Annotated in this window: 17 protein-coding genes, 1 other RNA gene, 1 pseudogene and 1 other annotated feature; of the genes and pseudogenes, 4 read left to right on the top strand and 15 right to left on the bottom strand. The window is 40.6% G+C overall.

What is annotated here, in order from left to right; all coding sequences use genetic code 11:
• Window positions 1–89: 89 nt before the first annotated feature.
• Entirely contained in the window at window positions 90–392 is a 303-nt protein-coding gene (locus QZZ35_RS03740; RefSeq protein ID WP_291236221.1) for a hypothetical protein, read from the top strand.
• A gap of 336 nt (window positions 393–728) precedes the next feature.
• Here the strand turns inward: QZZ35_RS03740 and queA are convergent, their stop codons facing one another.
• From queA to pheS, 3 genes are read right to left on the bottom strand one after another with little or no spacing between them, the layout of a single operon-like run.
• A complete protein-coding gene (queA, locus tag QZZ35_RS03745; protein ID WP_291236222.1) occupies window positions 729–1,754 on the bottom strand; it encodes a tRNA preQ1(34) S-adenosylmethionine ribosyltransferase-isomerase QueA in 1,026 nt (341 codons plus the stop codon).
• A gap of 6 nt (window positions 1,755–1,760) precedes the next feature.
• Window positions 1,761–4,187: a phenylalanine--tRNA ligase subunit beta gene (gene pheT / locus QZZ35_RS03750; protein ID WP_291236223.1), complete on the bottom strand. Its 2,427-nt coding sequence runs from the start codon at window positions 4,185–4,187 to the stop codon at window positions 1,761–1,763.
• 15 nt (window positions 4,188–4,202) lie between these two features.
• Window positions 4,203–5,222 (bottom strand): phenylalanine--tRNA ligase subunit alpha, encoded by a 1,020-nt coding sequence (gene pheS / locus QZZ35_RS03755; RefSeq protein WP_291236224.1) that lies wholly within the window; start codon window positions 5,220–5,222, stop codon window positions 4,203–4,205.
• A gap of 96 nt (window positions 5,223–5,318) precedes the next feature.
• Window positions 5,319–5,546, bottom strand: a binding site (T-box leader).
• Between the two features lie 122 nt (window positions 5,547–5,668).
• Here pheS and QZZ35_RS03760 point away from each other — a divergent pair.
• Window positions 5,669–6,505, top strand: coding sequence for a YihY/virulence factor BrkB family protein (locus tag QZZ35_RS03760; protein WP_291236225.1), 837 nt, complete (start codon window positions 5,669–5,671; stop codon window positions 6,503–6,505).
• A 33-nt stretch (window positions 6,506–6,538) separates the two neighbouring features.
• On the opposite strand, the gene QZZ35_RS03765 is transcribed toward QZZ35_RS03760, so the two are convergent.
• The gene (locus QZZ35_RS03765) at window positions 6,539–8,800 is read right to left on the bottom strand and encodes a SpoIID/LytB domain-containing protein (protein ID WP_291236226.1); all 2,262 of its coding nucleotides are present in this window, start codon (window positions 8,798–8,800) and stop codon (window positions 6,539–6,541) included.
• 112 nt (window positions 8,801–8,912) lie between these two features.
• A non-coding RNA gene (ssrS, locus tag QZZ35_RS03770) (6S RNA) lies at window positions 8,913–9,092 on the bottom strand.
• 507 nt (window positions 9,093–9,599) lie between these two features.
• On the opposite strand from ssrS, the gene QZZ35_RS03775 reads away from it, so the two are divergent.
• Window positions 9,600–10,316 (top strand): glycerophosphodiester phosphodiesterase, encoded by a 717-nt coding sequence (locus tag QZZ35_RS03775; RefSeq protein ID WP_291236227.1) that lies wholly within the window; start codon window positions 9,600–9,602, stop codon window positions 10,314–10,316.
• 137 nt (window positions 10,317–10,453) lie between these two features.
• Here QZZ35_RS03775 and QZZ35_RS03780 read toward each other — a convergent pair whose 3' ends face one another.
• The 6 genes from QZZ35_RS03780 to QZZ35_RS03805 all read right to left on the bottom strand — a co-directional run bounded on the left by QZZ35_RS03780 (window position 10,454) and on the right by QZZ35_RS03805 (window position 16,050).
• Window positions 10,454–11,209, bottom strand: coding sequence for an 8-oxo-dGTP diphosphatase (locus QZZ35_RS03780; RefSeq protein WP_291236228.1), 756 nt, complete (start codon window positions 11,207–11,209; stop codon window positions 10,454–10,456).
• Window positions 11,210–11,310: 101 nt separating this feature from the next.
• On the bottom strand, window positions 11,311–12,801 hold the full coding sequence (gene thrC, locus QZZ35_RS03785) for a threonine synthase (RefSeq protein WP_291236229.1): 1,491 nt from the start codon (window positions 12,799–12,801) through the stop codon (window positions 11,311–11,313).
• Between the two features lie 95 nt (window positions 12,802–12,896).
• A complete protein-coding gene (locus QZZ35_RS03790) occupies window positions 12,897–13,580 on the bottom strand; it encodes a hypothetical protein (RefSeq protein ID WP_291236230.1) in 684 nt (227 codons plus the stop codon).
• Between the two features lie 88 nt (window positions 13,581–13,668).
• Complete coding sequence (locus QZZ35_RS03795) at window positions 13,669–14,337, bottom strand: methionine ABC transporter permease (RefSeq protein ID WP_330635446.1); 669 nt, start codon at window positions 14,335–14,337, stop codon at window positions 13,669–13,671.
• Entirely contained in the window at window positions 14,327–15,337 is a 1,011-nt protein-coding gene (locus tag QZZ35_RS03800) for a methionine ABC transporter ATP-binding protein (protein WP_291236231.1), read from the bottom strand. The genes QZZ35_RS03795 and QZZ35_RS03800 overlap by 11 nt, the downstream gene beginning before the upstream one ends.
• 125 nt (window positions 15,338–15,462) lie before the next feature.
• Window positions 15,463–16,050, bottom strand: coding sequence for a zinc dependent phospholipase C family protein (locus QZZ35_RS03805; protein WP_291234638.1), 588 nt, complete (start codon window positions 16,048–16,050; stop codon window positions 15,463–15,465).
• A 178-nt stretch (window positions 16,051–16,228) separates the two neighbouring features.
• Here QZZ35_RS03805 and QZZ35_RS03810 point away from each other — a divergent pair, with 178 nt between their 5' ends.
• Complete coding sequence (locus tag QZZ35_RS03810; protein WP_291236232.1) at window positions 16,229–17,536, top strand: hemolysin family protein; 1,308 nt, start codon at window positions 16,229–16,231, stop codon at window positions 17,534–17,536.
• 43 nt (window positions 17,537–17,579) lie between these two features.
• Here the strand turns inward: QZZ35_RS03810 and QZZ35_RS03815 are convergent, their stop codons facing one another.
• The 4 genes and pseudogenes from QZZ35_RS03815 to QZZ35_RS03830 form a co-directional block, all read right to left on the bottom strand.
• On the bottom strand, window positions 17,580–17,741 hold the full coding sequence (locus tag QZZ35_RS03815) for a hypothetical protein (protein ID WP_291236233.1): 162 nt from the start codon (window positions 17,739–17,741) through the stop codon (window positions 17,580–17,582).
• Window positions 17,696–18,589 (bottom strand): serine/threonine protein kinase, encoded by an 894-nt coding sequence (locus QZZ35_RS03820; RefSeq protein WP_291236234.1) that lies wholly within the window; start codon window positions 18,587–18,589, stop codon window positions 17,696–17,698. The genes QZZ35_RS03815 and QZZ35_RS03820 overlap by 46 nt, the downstream gene beginning before the upstream one ends.
• Entirely contained in the window at window positions 18,531–19,073 is a 543-nt protein-coding gene (locus tag QZZ35_RS03825; protein WP_291236235.1) for a signal peptidase I, read from the bottom strand. Before QZZ35_RS03825 ends, QZZ35_RS03820 begins: the two co-directional genes overlap by 59 nt.
• Window positions 19,074–19,090: 17 nt before the next feature.
• Window positions 19,091–19,994: pseudogene (locus tag QZZ35_RS03830) on the bottom strand (hypothetical protein); the annotation flags it as partial.

The raw sequence follows: 19,994 nt of genomic DNA on the forward strand, positions 1-19,994 counted from the left end.
TATTATATAAAATCTTTTCTATTATGTCAAATATCTATTGTGCATCATTTGTAAAATAGGCAATACGCGTTTATTATGGTATACTATTATTGAAATTGGACAAGGAGTGTGATTTATTTATGAAACACTATCAGATCATTAAATGGCTCATGACCATCGTGGCGGTACTGCTTTTGCCTGCTATGTACCTGGTACCTGTCCTGGCAGAGTTCAGGGACTTATTCTTCTGGATACTTTATGGCATTTACCTCCTAGTGGTACTATTTGTCTGGGGTGTCACTGGCAAGGGAAACCGAAATGTGAGCCGGGACTTCGAATCGGAGACAGACAACCAGAAACTGGACGAGACTCAGGAGGTCCTTCGGGAGAAGAGTCGCTGGACCGGACTTTGACACTCTGAATCTAAACCGCTTTTCAGGAAACTATATATTCTTCGAGGTGTAAAGCCTTTAAGTTTTTATATCATGATGTGGGTGTCAAAAGTATTTGCCCCATGATACCTACGGATTTTTCCGCGTTTCACGCTCTCAAAATCCTAAAAACATTCGAAATCCGCTCATTTTTCATCGAAAAATGGCTTCTTTCTCATGTTTTATGGGTCCCAAAGTCATGTTTTTTCATGCAAGCATGAAAAACATGACCTTTTGACCCTGGTATCATATCATAACGGAAACCCGGAGCTCAATACTCCGGGTTTCTTTCTAATTACAAATATACGATTTTCATACTTACTGAATAAACATCGCATCCCCAAAACTAAAGAAGCGATAACCTTCTTTTACAGCTGTCTCATATGCATTTAAAATGTGCTCTTTCCCGGCAAGTGCTGAAACAAGCATAAGCAGTGTGGACTCAGGTAAATGGAAGTTTGTAATAAGAGCATCAATACATTTAAATGTATATCCGGGATAGATAAAGATTTCTGTCCATCCGCTCGTCTCACGCACAAAACCATTTTCATCCGCCACAGACTCAAGGGTACGGGTACTTGTCGTTCCAACAGATACGACCCGGCCTCCCCGGCGTTTTGTATCATTTATAATATCTGCCGCTTCCCGGCTAATCATATAGAATTCGGAATGCATATGATGATTCGTCACATCTTCCACTTTGACCGGACGGAACGTTCCGAGACCTACATGGAGTGTCACCCGTGCAATACGAATCCCTTTCGCCTCTATGGCCTGTAAAAGTTCTTCTGTAAAATGAAGGCCTGCCGTCGGTGCAGCCGCGCTTCCGTCATGTTTTGCATAAACCGTCTGATAACGATTCTTATCCTGAAGTTTATGGCTGATATAAGGCGGCAGAGGCATCTCTCCCAGCCGATCAAGTATTTCTTCAAAAATACCATCGTATTCAAAACGAATGAGCCGGTTTCCTTCTTCGACCACGTCAACAACTTCACCGACAAGAAGTCCGTCACCAAAAGAAATACGTGTGCCCGGACGTGCTTTTTTTCCTGGACGCACAAGTGTTTCCCATGTCGAGTCACTTTTCCGTTTGAGCAGGAGCACCTCGATGTGTGCCCCTGTTCCTTCTTTGACCCCATGCAGTCTGGCCGGAATGACCTTTGTATCATTGATAACAAGGCAATCCTCCGGATGAAGTTCATCAATAATATCTTTAAATACTTTATGTGTTATCTCACCGGTCTCTTTATTGAGGATCATCAGACGCGAACTGGAACGATCAGTAAGCGGATCCTGAGCAATCAATTCTTCCGGCAGATCATAATAAAAATCTGAAGTTTTCATAGTGTCTTACTTTCTAAGCTCGATTCCCATTTTTTCAAGTTCTGCAAGGATCTTATCCATAACAGCATTGACATCTTTATCTTCCAGTGTTCTGGACTTATCACGGAATACGATGGAATAAGCAACCGACTTGAAGCCTTCCTTAATCTGAGCACCTTCGTAAATATCGAAAAGTTCAAAGCTTTCAAGTAACTTGCCGCCGCGTTTGCGGATCACTTCTTCAACCTGACCAACCATAATGTTTTTATCCATAACCATACTGATGTCACGTGTCACTGCAGGATATTTTGCAATACCTTGGAATTTGCGTTCAAAGGATGCTTTTTCTACAACGTAAGGCATATCAAGAACAGCCACATAAGTTCTTGCACCTAATTTATAATTATCTGCTACTTCCGGATGGATTTCACCGAGATAACCGATCACCTGTCCGCCATAGATAATATTTGCCTGACGTCCCGGATGGAGATAATTCTTTCCGGCCTTTGGATCATATTCCACGCGTTCTTTCATGCCGATACGTTCCAGATATTCTTCAACAACACCCTTCATTGTGAAGAAGTCACCGCTTCCGTACATACCCAATGTAAACTGAACTCTTTCATCCGGATAATCTGTCAACGGCAGTTCTTTTGGAAGATATACAACAGCAAGTTCATATAATTTTGCTTCTTTATTCCGGTGATTGTAGTTAAATGCAAGGGATGTGAGCATACCGTTTAACGGTGTTGTACGCATAATGCTGAAATCTTCACCGAGCGGATTCATGATCGTTACGGTCTGGCGAAGTTTATCTTCCGGATCAAGAAGAAGTTTGTCAAATACCTTCGGACTTTCGAAGGAATAGGTCATACTTTCGGAGAATCCGCAGAACTCGGCAGTTTCTCTTGCAACAGCTTCCACACGAAGCTTGAAGGACAATTTTCCTGTTGTCGCTTCGCCGCTTGGCAGAGTTACAGGAATGTTATCATAGCCGAAGAAACGGGCAACTTCTTCTGCAAGATCGGCCTGTCCTTCCAGATCCTGACGGAAGGTCGGAATACGTACCATCTGTGTCTCCGGATTATATTCCAATTCAAGAGGTTTAAAATATGTCAGCATCTCATCCAGTGTAAGGTCTGTTCCGAGTAAATCGTTGACTTTCTTGGCACTGAATAAGATTTCATGTTCTTCACGTTTTTCAGGATAAATATCGACAACGCCGTCAACGACTTCACCTGCGCCCAGCTCTTCAATCAGCTGGCATGCTCTGTTCATTGCCTCAATTGCATTGTTTGGATCGAGACCCTTTTCGAATTTGCTCTGAGCATCTGTACGCATACCGAGTTTCTTACCGGAAAGTCGGATATTTGTTCCGTCAAAGCATGCTGCTTCAAAGAGCATCGTCTCAACAGTGTCTGTGATCATCGAATTTTCTCCACCCATGATACCTGCGATACCGATTGGTTTTTTACCATCGCAGATGGCAAGCATGGAACCGTCCATTGTATGTGTCTGTCCGTCAAGTGTAACAAATTCTTCACCGTCAGCGAAACGGCGCACAACGATCTGTCCGTCTTCAATTGTGCTCAGATCATAAGCATGCATCGGCTGTCCGTATTCTTCCATCACATAGTTTGTGATATCGACAATGTTATTGATCGGACGGATACCGTTGGCAGCCAGACGGCGCTGCATCCATTCCGGTGATGGTCCGATTTTGATATTTTTAACAACGCGTGCTGTATATCTCGGGCAGAGTTCTGTATCATCCACGCGAACTTTGATATAGTCATTCACATCACCGCCGCAGCCTTTAACCTCTACAACCGGAGGAACAAAAGGTTTGCGGAATGTTGCTGCCGCTTCTCTTGCAATTCCGAGAACTCCGAAACAGTCTACACGGTTGGATGTGATTTCATATTCAAATACAACATCATGAAGTCCGAGAGCTTCCACAGCATCTTCACCCGGTTTAACTGTTCCCGGTTTGAAGATATAAATACCTTCTTCCGGTGCTTCCGGATAAAAATCACGGCTGGATCCCAGCTCTTCAATGGAGCACATCATACCAAAGCTCTCGACACCGCGCAGTTTTCCTTTTTTAATGGCAATACCGTTTTCAGGCAGAGGACCGCCATCATGTCCGCCGGCAACACGTCCGCCGACAAGAACAACCGGTACAAGATCACCTTCATGAACATTCGGAGCGCCTGTAACGATCTGAATGCTTTCTTCTTCACCCACATTTACCTGACAAATGATCAGTTTCGTTGCATCCGGGTGTTTTTCAATTTTTTCAATCTGGCCGATAACGATCTTTTCCAGATTTTTATCCATTTCAACAAATCCTTCAACCTTTGTACCGGATAAAGTCATTGCATCTGTATATTCCTGAGCAGTTACATCAAGGCCCGGAACATAAGCTTTAATCCATGATAATGGTGTATTCATCTTTTCTTCCTCCTTTTAGAACTGTTTTAAGAAACGTGTATCATTTTCATAGAGCAGACGCATATCATCAATTTCATATTTGAGCAATGCGATACGCTCAAGACCGACACCAAAAGCAAAACCGGAATATTCATCCGGATCAATTCCGCTCATCTTAAGTACCTTCGGATGAACCATACCGCATCCAAGAATTTCGATCCAGCCGGAACCTTTACACATACGGCATCCCTTACCGCCGCACTTAAAGCATGTAACATCCACTTCTGCACTTGGTTCTGTGAATGGGAAATGATGCGGACGGAATTTTACTTTTGTATCTTCACCGAAAAGTTCACGGGCAAATTCGGCCAGTGTTCCCTTTAAATCGGCAAATGTAATGTGTTTGTCGATAACGAGACCTTCAATCTGGTGGAAACATGGTGAATGGGTCGCATCCACCTCGTCGGAACGGTATACCCGTCCCGGTGCGATCATACGGATCGGAAGTTTCTGTGTCTCCATTGTATGCACCTGTGTACCGGAAGTCTGCGTTCTCAATAAGAATTCTTTATTAATATAAAATGTATCCTGTTCGTCCTTTGCCGGATGGTTTGCAGGAATATTAAGTGCTTCAAAGTTGTAATAGTCCTTCTCAACTTCCGGACCTTCGATGACTTCATAACCCATACCGACAAAAATACGCTCAACTTCTTCAAGTGCGATCGTGTTCGGATGGCGATGACCCACATTGCTCTTCTTTGCAGGTAAAGTTACGTCAATAACTTCTGCTTTTAACTGAGCTTCTCTCGCTTTCTTTGCCAGAGTGGTCTTCATCTCCTCCATCTTCTTCTCAATTTCAGAACGGGTTTCATTCACCATCTGTCCAAAAGCCGGACGGTCTTCCGGTGCGATCTCTTTCATGGATTTCATGATTGAAGTCAATTCACCTTTTTTTCCTAAAAATGCCACACGGATGTCGTTCAGTTTTTCCAGTGCACCGGCCTCTTCAATCTGCTTCAGAGCACTCTGACGAATCTGTTCTAATCTGTCTTTCATCTCTATCGATTCCTTTCTTAAAAATTCCGGACCCGCAGGCGAGCCCTGTATGGAGCCTTTCCACGCCATTTAAGGCATAAAAAAAGCCCCTTTAAATAAAGGGACGGAATTTTCCGCGGTACCACCCTAATTCCAAAAACAAAATGCTTCTGACACTCGGATATGCGTAACGTGCATCAACGTCATCTCCTACTACCCTAAGGATTCAAAGATGCAGCTCCTGTGGGAAATTCAGCAAAAATATGAACTTAAACCGGCTTCCACCCGATGACCGATTCTCTCTGAAAGAATATTATTGCCTACTGACACATTCACAGCCTTTTATACTGTTGTTAATTTTACCATATTCATTTTCTTTGTCAAGTAGTGCACCACCATTTGGTTGCCATTTTTTTGAATTCATGATATTATCATTCATGTCTCATAATAAAAACGGAGGAACTTATATGCTCAAACTTATTGTCTGGATACAGAATTTTTTAAATAAAATACGTCGGGACCGTATATCCGCATATTCCGGGCAATCGGCCTATTTTATCATTTTGTCGGCACTGCCCTTCATTCTGTTTCTGTTGACACTCGTCCAGCATTTACCTTTTACGCTGGAGATGATTAAGGATTCAATCTTCCTTGTGATTCCTGAACCCTACGCACCAACCGTGACAGCGATATTTAATGATATCCATGTTGAATCGGGAACAACCCTGCTTTCCATTTCGGTCATTATGACCATCTGGACAGCCGGAAAAGGTATTATGGCCATATCCGGCGGGCTGAACTCTGTACAGCAGGTGGAAGAAAACCGGCCTTATCTGATTCTTCGGATAAAAGCTGCCGTTTACACGCTGCTTTTTGCTGTTATGATCATCTTTACCGTACTCGTACTTGTATTCGGTAATCGGATCTATTTGTGGCTTCAGTCTTTTATGCCGAATATGTCCGGATATTCCCGGCTTCTGAATATGCTTCAGTCCTTTATTGCCATCGCTATTTACTTTTTTATGTTTACACTGTTTTATAAATTCCTTCCGGCAAAACGCATGAATACATTACACCAGATGCCCGGTGCCATGTTTACCACTGCAGGATGGATGATCGGTTCCTATATTTTTTCGCTCTATGTCGAATACTCTGACAGTTCATCCTACATGTACGGCAGTCTTTCCTATTTGATTTTCTTTTTTATCTATCTTTATATGTTAATGTACATCTTCTTTCTTGGAGCTGAGATTAATTACTTTATCTTTCCGGAAGAAAAAGAAGATTTTCATCTTCGATATTAAAACGACCGACAGCAAAAAAACTGTCGGTCTATTTTATTCGGCTATGATCTGTGAATCCGGAAAAAAACCGGTTAATATCTCTTCATAAGTCTTTCCGGCTTCGGCCATTTTCATGGCACCATTCTGACTCAGCCCGCAGCCGTGACCATAGCCGCCCCCGTAAAGCATATATCCCTGACAATCACCGTCTTCCATCACCGGATCCAGATAAAAATAACCGCTCGGCAGCATTTTCCATCCGGTCACGCATTCACCGGTATGTGTCATAATTTCAGCATTCACCGGTGAAAATACATTTCGTATATTGTATTCACCATAAACCGTGTATGTGCCCTCATCACCTTTAATATCTACAGCTTTTAATATACCGCTGCTCCCCCGCTCCCGTACATTTACCTCGGACAGATTCCCGATATTCTGCCCCAAAAAAGACAATAAACCATTGGCAATATTTTCCCCCGTCAAATAAACCTGCCATCGAAACCAGCTCAGATCCTCCTCAAAATAATGATATCCGTCTTCTCTGTCAATAAACCGTCGAAAATCTTCCTCTTTTTTCAAATCCAGACTCACGGAGTCATCACTCAGGAAAACAGATTTTGACACACTCTCAATATTTTCACCGCCGTCATACCACACATCAGCTGCATCGGATGTATGACCGCAGGAAGTGGAAAAAAAATAGGTTGGGGTTAATCCCTCCTCATTTTTTAACACCTGCCCTTTTGTTTCCCCTGCGGCGCGGATACTCTCTTCACATTCCGGCACATTGTTATAGACCTGACTTGCAACGGTATCATCTAAATGGGCCGGATATCCTTTAAAATTCCCGTCTAATGAACGCATAGCGAAAGTTCTTGCGCAGACAGCCTGTACTTTCAGTGCTTCTATGCCATAAGAAACCGGCATTTCACTCGGTATCACCCCGGCCACATAATCTTCAATAGTTACTTCATTTATAATCCTCAGACCCGCATCCGAATCGGACAGGCATATCGTCCCCCGATACTGAGGATTTTCTCCCTGCCGCTCCAAACTCAGAATTTCTATCTTGCCTTCTGGATCTTCCGTTTTAATCTGAATTTCTTCACACTCTGCAAAAACCGAATCTTTTGTTTCAAAAAAAGCCTGTTCTCCCGAATTATAGCGCGTCACCTCATTTCCCGAAATGACCATAAATTTTTCATCACTCGTAAATACAGCTTCTGATTGTTCATAGCTATTTTCCTCACCATGCAGCAAAATGCGAATACGCTCCTCACTGTAGGCCTGATAAATCAGACCGCAGATTGCCTCACCTTCGAGAACAAATTCGTACACCGTTCCATCCGTCCGCAATACTTCTTTTTCAATCTCCTTTGGCTCCGGATAAATCTGATACATGACCATATTTTTTAATACAGATAATTTTCCATAGCCATTGAGGACCATATAATCGTCTCCGATTTCATCAAGGGATGCTTTTATACGGCTTGTCTTATAACGTATGGACCTAAGCTCTCCCTTTTCAAATATAAGATCTCCCATATTTTCTTCTAAATTGTCCGAAGTTTTGGAAGCCATCAAAACATCGATATCATAACCTTTAAAAAATACGTGAAGCTGGTTATCATCCGTAGATTTTATCCAGACATTTTCCATTACAGATGCATCTGTTCCAAATCCGACAACACATAAAATTTCCCCCATCGCCTCATACACTTCTATCTCCCGGTTGCAATATTCATTTAAAGAAAGGCCCTCTGCCGTCTTGACCCCTTCTGCCGTCACAATCTGCCAGGCTTTCAGCCCGGATGTATTTTCCGACGTTCCATAGACGGTGGTTTTCTTTTTTTGAACACGAAGATTATCTGTGATCAGCAGCTTATACACTTCACACCACTGACTTCGGGGGACCATACCATCCGGCTGATGCTTTTTTATAGAAAAGGACAAGGATTCTTCAGACAAATGAAATTTTTCCATGATGCGAACCAAATCTTCATAGCAAAATTTATCAAGAGGGTGAAACCCTTTATCATCCGCTGCATCCATGAGTTCCTCTTTTAAAACCACAGCCACATATTTTCCGTACCACTGATCGGAATCGACATCTGTCGGCAAAAAATCCTTTGTATCTTCTAAAATTTCTTCACATCCGGTTTGATCATATTTCAAAAAAGCCAGCATCTTGGCCACCTGAGCCCGACTGAGTGACTCCTTTGCTGACCATTCCCGGTGAATACAGAAAAAATAAAAAAGAAGTACCGTCAAAGCGACGGCAAAAATTCCAATATATACGCGATATTTTTTCAAGCACCTCTCCCCTTTATGATATATAAGCCTTTTTATTGTATAGGAAAGTTTTTCGAACTTTCCTATACAATAAAAAAAGATGGTATTCCAACCATCTTACGTTCATCTTTTTATAAAACCCAGAGTGCCGTCCCCTACCTTTTGACGCCTAACCCGACGCCAAGTGGGTTACCTCATCAAGTTTTCTGTCTTCCACTGCAAACGGAGGCCTGACATATTCTTAGATATATGGTATCCCGATTCAAAAAATGTAGGTTCAAAACAGCAGGGTTATCGAACACCCCAGGCTTTTTTCTTTTTTCTTATTATATCCTAAATGAATATAAAATTCAAGTAGCAATCACGTATGTCTACAATATGACATATTTTTTGTTTCTTCATACATAGACAATTTTATTAACGAGTGCTATTATAAGGTTGATTCTCTTATCACATGTAATAAGTATATGCAAATTTACATATAAAATGATACCAGGGTGAAAAGGTCATGTTTTTCATGCTTGCATGAAAAAACATGACTTTGGGACCCATAAAACATGAGAAAGAAGCCATTTTTCGATGAAAAATGAGCGGATTTCGAATGTTTTTAGGATTTTGAGAGCGTGAAACGCGGAAAAATCCGTAGGTATCATGGGGCAAATACTTTTGACACCTACATCATAAAATGAGGTTTACTATGAAAAATATTTCAAAATTTACACATTCTATTTCCCGACTGTTCACAACAATGTTCGGTCTCTCCTCTTTTTTTATTTGCCCGCGCATACTACCCGGTCAAAAAAAGCGATGGAAAGACTTTTTGGGTTGGGATTACGCTCACCGTGGACTTCACGATAATCTCTGGGGAATTCCTGAAAACTCACTGCCCGCCTTTCAGGCCGCAGTAGATAAAGGCTATGGTATCGAACTGGATGTCCATATAACGGCAGACCATCAGCTTATTGTCCATCACGATGATACCCTTTACCGCATGTGCCGGGTAGAACGTGCGATCAAAGACATGACCCTTGAAGAAATTCGTCAATACACTTTATTAAATACGGATGAAAAAATACCTACGCTTAAAGAAGTACTTGATCTTGTCAACGGTAAAGTTCCTCTTCTTATAGAATTGAAGAGTGAATCTCATAACTGTAATACCCTCTGCAGGATTTTTAATCATGCCATGCGGACATATTCGGGCAAATATATTATTGAATCCTTTAATCCTCTGGCTCTGCGCTGGTTCAAGAAAAATGAGCCTTCCATATTGCGCGGCCAGCTCTCCTGCAACTTTTTTAAAGAAAAACCCCACTGTGATCTTGTCCTTTTCATGATCACCGTTTTGGGCTCCAACTTTTTATCCCGACCGGATTTTATTTCCTACAAATATACGGATTATAAAAATCCTTCTGTCCAGATGAACTGCGGCTTTTTTCGTGCACGCCTTGCTCTCTGGACGATAAAAACAATGGATGCCTATAATACTGTACGTGAACATGCAGATATGATTATTTTTGAAGGTTTCGAACCTTAATTACCGCCAAAAATATCCCGTAGAATTCAATGCATTTAAGCACATGAATTTTCGCGGGATTTTTTACTTTATACCTCACTCTTTTTCGGCCATAAAAATCATTCATACACTATGAACTATTTGATAAATGCCCTGTCCTAATATAAACTTCCTATATATTTTCCATCTTCCAGACGCATATAGCACTCATTTACCTGACAGGACTCCATCATCTGCAAAACATATTCCATCCCTGTGGCAAGTTCCTTTTCTTTGAACTCATTCAGTGGAATCCAGTAAACGTTTCCCTCTTCTGAACTACGCAATGTTCCTGAAAACCGATTGGCTTTATACAAAAAAATTACATGATGTACACCAGATTTTATCCAATGATACACCCCGCAAAGCAATGGATTTTCAATCGTAAGCCCTGTCTCTTCTCTCACTTCACGGATAACAGAATCCGAAAAGATCTCTTCTTTTTCCACATGGCCTCCTGGAAAAGTTGTTCCCGTATAGCTGTCATTTACTTTATCCAGTGCAAGTACATTTCCTTGATCATCCTGTACCATACACATATTCATGAAACAGACAGTTTCTGTTTTCTTTTCCTCATATTGATTAAGAGAACGTTTCACACGCCTGTTAATGTCTGCCCTCTTTTTCTTATAGTGTTTCAGAACTTCTCCATAGGGAATCCAAATGTCAGCATCCATGATCTTATCATATACTTTGAAAACCACATCCTCAATGTACTTATCGTTGGGAAATGTATAATTTTTTTCATAATAATTTCTGGTCTCCATATACATCCATTCTGCTATCTTTTCCTTTTGCTTCAATTTCAGATGGGCATACTTTTTATCTGTCTGAAGCAATTTTCCATCAATCATTCGATGATTTTTTCCGGACAATGAAATCCTCTCCCTTTTATTTCTTTCGCATGTTAAACAAGAATACCCCCTGCATATTGTCGGAGCTTTTTAGTTCAGACAATTTCAGAGGGTATTTTTTACTATTTAATATTTAACCACTGTTTTACAGTTGTTTCCATCTCATCAACTGCACATACATTATTATGACGAACAGGGGCTGTACGGATCTCTTTGACAGCATTTGGTTCTTCTGTGTTGGAGATCTTCACAAGTTCATCAACCAACTGGAATTCATCCAGTGCATCATACTTCGGATCAATCGCATTCATAACGCTTCGTGCAAATTTGTATGGGCTTGCAGTAGATGCGATAACCGTTGTCTTTGTATCCTGTGTATCTGCTACATATTTTTTATAAACAGATGCAGCAACAGCTGTATGTGTATCGATCACATAGCCGGTCTTCTCATAGAGAGCTTTGATGGCTTCTGCTGTTTCTTTTTCATCTGCATAATTTCCGTAGAAATCCACAAGACCCTTTTTCATCTCTTCTGTGATCGTATATTCACCTTCACCATTCAAAGCCTGCATCATAGCTGCATTCTTTTCGGCATCATTGCCGGCAATACGGTAAATGAGACGTTCCAGATTGCTTGAGATCAGAATATCCATAGATGGAGAGGATGTCACTGTAAATTCACGTTTTTTATCATAAGTTCCTGTTGTAAAGAAATCAAACAGAACTTTATTTGTGTTGGAAGCACAGATTAATTTGTCTACCGGAAGACCGATGAGTTTTGCATAATATGCTGCAAGGATATTTCCAAAGTTTCCTGTAGGAACTGTAATATTGATCGGATCTCCATTTTTAATCTGTTCGTTTTTAACTAATGTAGCGTAAGCATATACATAATAAACGACCTGTGGCACAAGACGGCCGATATTAATGGAGTTTGCGGAAGAGAACTGATAACCGGCCGCAGCAAGTTCAGCTGCCAGATCCTTATCATTAAACATCTTCTTTACGCCTGTCTGTGCATCGTCAAAGTTTCCTTTAATTCCGACAACAAATGTATTCTCACCCTTCTGTGTGACCATCTGTTTTTCCTGAACAGGGCTTACACCGTCCTTTGGATAAAATACGATAATACGTGTTCCCGGAACATCTGCAAAACCGGCCATAGCTGCCTTTCCTGTATCACCGGAAGTCGCTGTGAGAATAACGATTTCATTATTTACATGATTTTTCTTTGCAGCCGTCGTCATCAAATGAGGTAAAATGGACAGTGCCATGTCCTTAAATGCAATGGTATTTCCATGGAACAGCTCCAGGAAATATGCGCCGTCTGCCTGTACTAAAGGAGCAATCACTTCGGTGTCAAATTTTGAATCATATGCATTTGCAATACATGCTTTCAGCTCTTCTTCTGTAAAATCTGTTAAAAAAAGCTTCATAACTTCATAAGCCACTTCGCCATAGCTCATCTCTGCCAGCTTATCCATCGGTACATCTAATGCAGGAATAGATGTAGGAACAAATAAACCTCCGTCATCTGCAAGTCCTTTTAAAATCGCCTGAGATGCTGTTACTGTTTCACCATGTCCCCGTGTACTTGTGTAGGTTAAGTCCATCTTTTTATCCCTCTTTCTCTTTATTTTTACTTTCACTATTTAACTTGTTAAACACTTTTCAAGTGTTCCCAGTATACCACAGCTCTTTTTTCTATTCAAGCTTCTTTTGCCATCTGATTTTCATACTGAATGTATAATATTTTGAACAAAATATAAATCAGGGCAATCAAGGCTACCGGAACCCACCAGATCACGTTGAATAAATGGATATCCGACAAAAAATAAGCTCCGGCATAAGCAAGACCGATAATAACGATCAGAATAGCGATCATACCTCCGGTCTGACCGGTTGACATCTGAGTGCCTTTTTGCTTCATGATCCTGAAAATATAATAATACATAACCAATGTACCCAGCAGGATAACCGCAGCCGCAGCCAGATATCCAAGGTTTATTTCCACCGGTTCTTTCATAAAGCTTCCGCCTGTCATCACAATATCTACCAGACGAGCCATATACATAAGAGCCATCGCATAGATTGCCGTCACACCTCTGGAAAATATAAGTTCTTTGCCGGTGGCCTTACGTGTATTTTCACAGAGTTTATCACAATATTTTCTGTAATCATCGCCGACCAGATGCGTAAGATTTTTCTTCCTTCCATATGAACGCAGAGCATTTCGAATAATGGTCTTTCGAACCAGCTCAATATCATAGTCACAAATCTTCTGTGTCTTCATATATCCGACCATATCTGACAATATTCTTCGGTCAGAAACAATCAGCCTTTTCTCCCGTTCCTTATTCTCTCTTTTTAAATTGCCCAAGAGATTTTCCATGTTCACCGCTCCTCAAGTCATCATTATAGCTAAATGGCGGCTGAAATTAACTTCGCCGCCATAACATATGCTTTATCGTATATTTTTTCTACTCGCGAATTCTCTTGTCCGTTTTTTTCGATATTCTCATTCCGATTACCTGGAAAATCTGCACGAGAATAATGAGCAAAATAACTGTTACAATCAAAATATCAAACTCATATCGATTATAACCATATCGAATAGCAATGTCACCAAGACCTCCGGCACCGAGAGCTCCGGCCATGGCTGAATAGCCAAGAATCGTTCCAATGACAATCGTACATCCCACAATGAGGGATGTTTTAGCTTCCGGAAGGAGTACCTTTAAAATAATCGTTTTTGTAGAAGCACCCATGCTTAATGCCGCCTCAATCACTCCCGGATCCACTTCCAAAAGGGAAGATTCAATCATTCGTGCAACATAAGGTGCCGCTGCAACAACCAGCGCAACAATTGTCGCTGTCGGTCCATAGCCTTTTCCTGCGATCAGACGCATTAAAGGCGTTACGAGAATCATAAGAATTAAAAACGGTACCGAACGCAATATATTCACGACCACATCAAGAACCGTATTGAGCATCGGCATCGGACGGAGTCCGTTCTTTCTCGTGATCACCAGGGCTATTGCAATCGGCAGACCTAAAATATAGGAGAAGATCGTAGAGAAAATTACCATATAAAGCGTATCCACTACACCTTCACCGATCATGTACCAAATCTGTGAACTAAACAACATAGTCTTCCAGCTCCTCTACAACAAGATTTTTTGAACGAAGATAATAAATGGCTTTATCTCCCTGAATCCGGTCTTCCGGAAGCTGAAGAATCATATGTCCATAAGCTTTGCCATCAATATCCTTTGTATCTGCAAACATAATATTCACCGCAATTTTACATTCCATGATCAAATTGGAAATGACCGGCTCATAAGATGATTTGCCGTCAAAAACAACACGAATACAGCGCTTTCCAAACATGCTGGTCGTATTATCCGCTTTCTGATAAATAATACGTTTAGCTACCTTTGACTCTGGCTGAGTAAATACTTTCTCAACGGTTCCGACTTCTGCCACTTCACCACTGTCGATGATCGCCACATGGGAGCAGATGCTCTCCACAACACTCATCTCATGTGTAATGATAACGATCGTAATTCCATATTTCTGATTGATCTCTTTCAGAAGTTTTAAAATAGACTGGGTTGTTGCCGGATCCAGCGCACTGGTTGCCTCGTCACAGAGAATGATCTTCGGATTTGTGGCAAGTGCTCTGGCAATGGCCACCCTCTGCTTCTGACCACCGGACAGCTGAGCCGGATACATCTTGGCTCTGTCCTTTAAATCAACGATCTCAAGAAGTTCATCGATTCTTTTTTCAATATCGCTCTTCTTCATTCCTGCGATCTCCATGGAAAATGCGATATTCCCCCGAACATTCCTCTGCTGGAGCAGATTAAAATGCTGGAAGATCATTGCCACTTCCTGGCGGGTCTTTCTCAATTCCTTATCTGACATTAAAGCCAGATCCTTCCCATCAATCTTTACGGACCCGGATGTCGGACGCTCAAGAAAATTCATACATCGGATCAATGTACTCTTTCCCGCACCGCTCATACCGATAATCCCGAAAATGTCCCCTTTTTGAATATCCAGATTAATATCTTTTAAAGCATAGACAGTCTGTGTCTTTCCGTTAAAAGTTTTATCCAGATGTTCAATTTTAATCATTGGTTCCATCCTATCATCCTTTACCTAATTATTATTTGGGTCAAATGTATGTCTATTCGCCCCCTGGCTCATGATAAAAAAGTACTTCAACCAGGTCGTCAAAGTACTTTTTCATACAATCTTAATATTATTCCTTAAGCCGTCTGCATACAATACTGCCGCTGTTCGTGGAGTAATGCCATCACTGCCTCAAGTACCTGCCGACACACTTCCACACTGTGTCTGCAGTCAATATCCTGACCATTTTCTGTCATTCTGATGTATTCCATATGACAATTTTTAATGAAGTTACAAATATCATCCACAGAATTCATTGTCATTCGAATCAAAGGCTGATTCTCAACATTCTTCTGGCTCACATAACGACGCATGGAATGCTTCAAAACTTCCTCATAACTGACATGATCCTTCAGATTACCTGTGAATTTTTTATTATGCGGTAATGTAAAATAATCCGCAATATAATGGGAAACAACGCCCAGATCCTTACATCGGAACATGGAAAGCTCTTCTTCTCCATGATACTCATCTACAACTTTACGCAGTTTTTTCTCTAATATGTCAAACGTGGTGTCCATCCTGTGCTTTTTTGTTAAAAATGAAGGAACTAAATCCGGCAAAAGGCTTCCAAGCTGAAACATATGTGAATGTGCCATTAATCGATCATCTTTAAACTCACTCAACATATGATTTGCAAGTGAAATATGTGATTTCTTACGCATATTGCCTCCTTATGACATAACTTAAATTTTAAACATATCCATTGTACAATGATTTGACAGGAAAGACAAGTATAAATATTCGTTTTTCTCTTATTTCTTGACAAGCACACATATATAAGATAAAATCTTTACTAATTAAAGAAAAAAATAAAATTTATTTACAGGAGATGATTCTATTTTGGATCCCACGAGTGTGGCGCAATTAATAACACTGATTATACTTATTATTTTATCCGCTTTCTTCTCATCAGCGGAAACTGCTTTTACAACAGTCAACAAAATCCGTATACGTACTTTCGAAGAGGAAGGCCGTCCGAACGCTGCTCTTATACGGAAGCTTACAGACGATCCCCAGAAGATGCTCAGTGCTATTTTGATCGGCAATAATATTGTCAATCTTACAGCTTCATCATTAACAACGATCATGGTCACGCGTATTACTGCTAATTTAGGCCTTGCTTCCAAATCAGCAACCGCCATCGGTATTGCGACCGGTATTCTGACACTGATCATTCTTGTTTTTGGCGAGATCACCCCCAAGAGTATCGCGACACGTTCTTCCGAGCGCATCTGCTTTTTTTATATAAAGCCGATTTACTGGATGACCGTTATTTTTACCCCGCTGATTTTTATTGTTAATAAGATATCTTTTGGATTTATGAAACTTTTCGGCATGCGGTATACAGGTAAAGAACGCGTGATGACTGAAAACGAACTTCTCACGATCATTGATGTGAGTCATGAGGAGGGTGTCCTTGAAAGCGAAGAAAAAGAGATGATCAATAATGTGGTAGATTTTGGTGATTCTCTGGCTAAAGACATTATGGTACCGCGTATCGATATGGTATCTGTACCTTCTGCTATTTCTTATGATGATCTTAAGAAAACCTTTAAGAGAGATATGTACAGCCGCCTTCCCGTATACGAGGAAAGTAAAGATAATGTTGTCGGCATTGTTACTTTAAAAGATTTCTTTAATTATGAAGGAACAAAAGAAGATTTTAAACTATCCGATCTCCTTCGCGAACCTTATTTTACCTATGAATATCAAAAGACCTCCGATCTTCTGATTCAGATGCGTGAGAATTCGATCAATATCTCAATTGTACTGGATGAATATGGTTCTACTGCCGGAATTATCACTCTGGAGGATCTCATTGAAGAAATCGTGGGTGAGATTCGTGATGAATACGATGATGATGAAGAAGACCCGATCCAGAAATTGAGCACGAGTGAATATCTTGTGGATGGTTCAACGCGTCTGGATGATATCAACGAAGTTTTCGGCTGCAATATCGAATCGGATGACTATGATTCCATTGCCGGACATATGATCAATGTCCTTGAACATATTCCTTGCGAAGGCGAAGAGATTACCGAAGATTACATTCGCTTTGTTATTGATAAGATGGATAAAAATCGCATCGATAAGATTCATGTCTATCTGACAACTCCTGAGAAGGATATACAGAAAAAACACAAATAGATTACAACAAAGGCTGCCATTTTTATATATGACAGCCTTCTTTTTACAGCTTTTCTGTTTCTGGATAAACGAATCGCTTTTTATTCGACTTTTCTTTTTTCAGGCTTTTAATAACATAGATAATCTGTGCCAGCACGTTGATTAAAAGCATGGCTGCCGTCAGCCCAAAAACAGCTGTTGATACATATGTCGGAACATCCGCCATGTTTTCTTTCCTTTCTCAAAAAAAATGTTCTCCGGATCTTTTATATGTTCCAGATCATAAAGCAATTCATTACAATTCTGATACCGGTCTTCAGGATTAATCGCCGTACATTTGTCAACAATTTTTTCAATACGCTTTGAAAGGCTCAAATTCCAGTTTCTTACAGAAGCGTACATATATCCGGATGATCTCGGATCGATACCTGTAAGAAGATGATGCAGCGTCATTCCAAGAGAAAACAGATCTGCCCGGCAATCCGTCTGACGCAGACAATGTTGTTCCGGAGAGGCATAACCCCGTGTTCCGAAAATCATGGTATCTGTAATGCCGTCCGCTTTATATACTCTGGCAGCGCCGAAATCAACCAGATGCAGTGTACCGTTTGATTCAAGAATAATATTCGATGGTTTCATGTCCCGATAAATAACCGGTGGATTCTGCTGATGCAGATAATCCAACAGATAACAAAGCTGCTTTGCCCATTCAATCACCTTTTCCTCAGACTGACCTCCTTTTCTTAAAATAACCTTGTCAAGTGATTCTCCCTCAATATATTCCATGACGATAATATAAGGATCCTCCTCAAAGTTATCAATAATTTTCGGAAAAGCCGGATGGACACAATGTTTCATCATATTGACCTCTGATACAAAAACATTTCTGTATATGCCTCTGTTAACAATGCCTTCTGTTTTCCGCAAAATCTTAACAGCCCGGTAAATACCATCCTGATTATCTGAAGCCAGATAAATATCGGACATACCGCCCTGACCGATTTTTTTTATGATCTTATATCTTCCTCCAATAACATCTCCTGCTTTTATCACATCCTGTCTCTCTTTTTTCATTCTCTTTATCCCTTCCATCTCTCATAAAACATTTTATGATCAGACACGCAATTCCTGCTGTAACACATAAGATTCTGGTTCTGGCTTTCTGAAGTTCCCGAAAAACATATCCCAGTAAAGGGATGGAACATACATTTTTTCCGCTGTAATTCCTTTCATCCGTCGTAATTCCATCGGATATATTATTATTATCCCCTTTTGTCTCAAGTCCGTCATCCGTCCGGCGAATAACACGATGCGTAACCATGCTGCCGTTCGGTGCCCTGTAAGCAATGATATCATTTTCCTTTATATCAGAATATTTAACATGGGTATTGATCAAACAAACACTGCCTACGGAAATTGTAGGCTCCATAGAAGCGGAAACAACAATATAGGGTCTGTATCCTGCAAATCCCAATATATAAAACATCAATATTCCGATAAAAATCACACCAATTAAAATATCTGCTGTATGAACAAAAAATCTTTTTATGTTCTTCATATCCGTGTCTCCCGTAACTATTGTTCTAATCGATTAATAACCTTCTGCGTGTCAGAATAATTTCTCTGTTCATAATTTCTATTAATAAATACTGCCCTTCCTTCTGTATGATCTGTATTTTTCAAATCAAACAGGACTTCATCATCCTCTCTCACACCGTTTTCAATGTCTGTAATATTCTCCAACCGATAACGGCTTACGGACATTTCACCGGCTCTGTATTCTCCGGCAATCAGAGAATCAAAGACAACTTCCATTGAAACTTGGCCTTTATCATCTCTGTGGCTGTTGACATACTCCTGAGTAAAATCAAGAATTTTAAAACAAGTCCTTGTCTGTCCCCTCACGTCCTTTCCTTCAACTTTGAAAATAAACATGGGATTGCCATTACTGAAATTAATATCTTCTGCGTAAATTTTCTTTGTGAGAATTATTTTCACTTTGTGAACATCTTCTTCTATGACGGGAATATTTGACAATAAGACCTCTCTATCTTCTGTATGACTGAACTTTCTTATAAAAACCGAAGGATTGATCAGATAACCGGCCGGAGGGCTTATTTCCTGTATCGTCAGTGTACCTTCCGGAATGACGGCAACGGCCGGTACACTATTGTCATAATAAAAGTTATCTCCGGAAAGTTTATGTGCTTCATCCAGTTTTACTTCGCCAAGCGCATCGGTTGTCATGATCCATTTGCGCACAGGTGTTTTGCCTTCAAGTGCCGGATCACTGTCCGAAAGACAATCATAATAACAAACTTTAATCTCCGCACCTTCCATCTTTTTGTATCCTGCTTTTCCCGTTTCGCTGTCTACCTTATGGATTAAAATATCCACCGGATACATATAAGGCGTATCAAAAACTGTCATTTTTGATACTTCGCCCGAACTTACATCCACCTCATATCTTTTTTCATCC

It is taken from the genome of Frisingicoccus sp., assembly GCA_016298055.1.
GTDB lineage: Bacteria > Bacillota > Clostridia > Lachnospirales > Lachnospiraceae > Frisingicoccus.

Excerpts from the sequence above, each read along its gene's own strand:
- QZZ35_RS03825 (WP_291236235.1), bottom strand. The coding sequence starts at position 19,073 with ATGAAGAACATAAAAAGATTTTTTGTTCATACAGCAGATATTTTAATT.
- QZZ35_RS03800 (WP_291236231.1), bottom strand. The coding sequence starts at position 15,337 with ATGGAACCAATGATTAAAATTGAACATCTGGATAAAACTTTTAACGGA.
- queA (WP_291236222.1), bottom strand. The coding sequence starts at position 1,754 with ATGAAAACTTCAGATTTTTATTATGATCTGCCGGAAGAATTGATTGCT.
- pheT (WP_291236223.1), bottom strand. The coding sequence starts at position 4,187 with ATGAATACACCATTATCATGGATTAAAGCTTATGTTCCGGGCCTTGAT.
- QZZ35_RS03820 (WP_291236234.1), bottom strand. The coding sequence starts at position 18,589 with ATGAAAAAAGAGAGACAGGATGTGATAAAAGCAGGAGATGTTATTGGA.
- QZZ35_RS03760 (WP_291236225.1), top strand. The coding sequence starts at position 5,669 with ATGCTCAAACTTATTGTCTGGATACAGAATTTTTTAAATAAAATACGT.
- pheS (WP_291236224.1), bottom strand. The coding sequence starts at position 5,222 with ATGAAAGACAGATTAGAACAGATTCGTCAGAGTGCTCTGAAGCAGATT.
- QZZ35_RS03805 (WP_291234638.1), bottom strand. The coding sequence starts at position 16,050 with ATGCGTAAGAAATCACATATTTCACTTGCAAATCATATGTTGAGTGAG.
- thrC (WP_291236229.1), bottom strand. The coding sequence starts at position 12,801 with ATGGACTTAACCTACACAAGTACACGGGGACATGGTGAAACAGTAACA.
- QZZ35_RS03790 (WP_291236230.1), bottom strand. The coding sequence starts at position 13,580 with ATGGAAAATCTCTTGGGCAATTTAAAAAGAGAGAATAAGGAACGGGAG.
- QZZ35_RS03795 (WP_330635446.1), bottom strand. The coding sequence starts at position 14,337 with ATGTTGTTTAGTTCACAGATTTGGTACATGATCGGTGAAGGTGTAGTG.
- QZZ35_RS03815 (WP_291236233.1), bottom strand. The coding sequence starts at position 17,741 with ATGGCGGATGTTCCGACATATGTATCAACAGCTGTTTTTGGGCTGACG.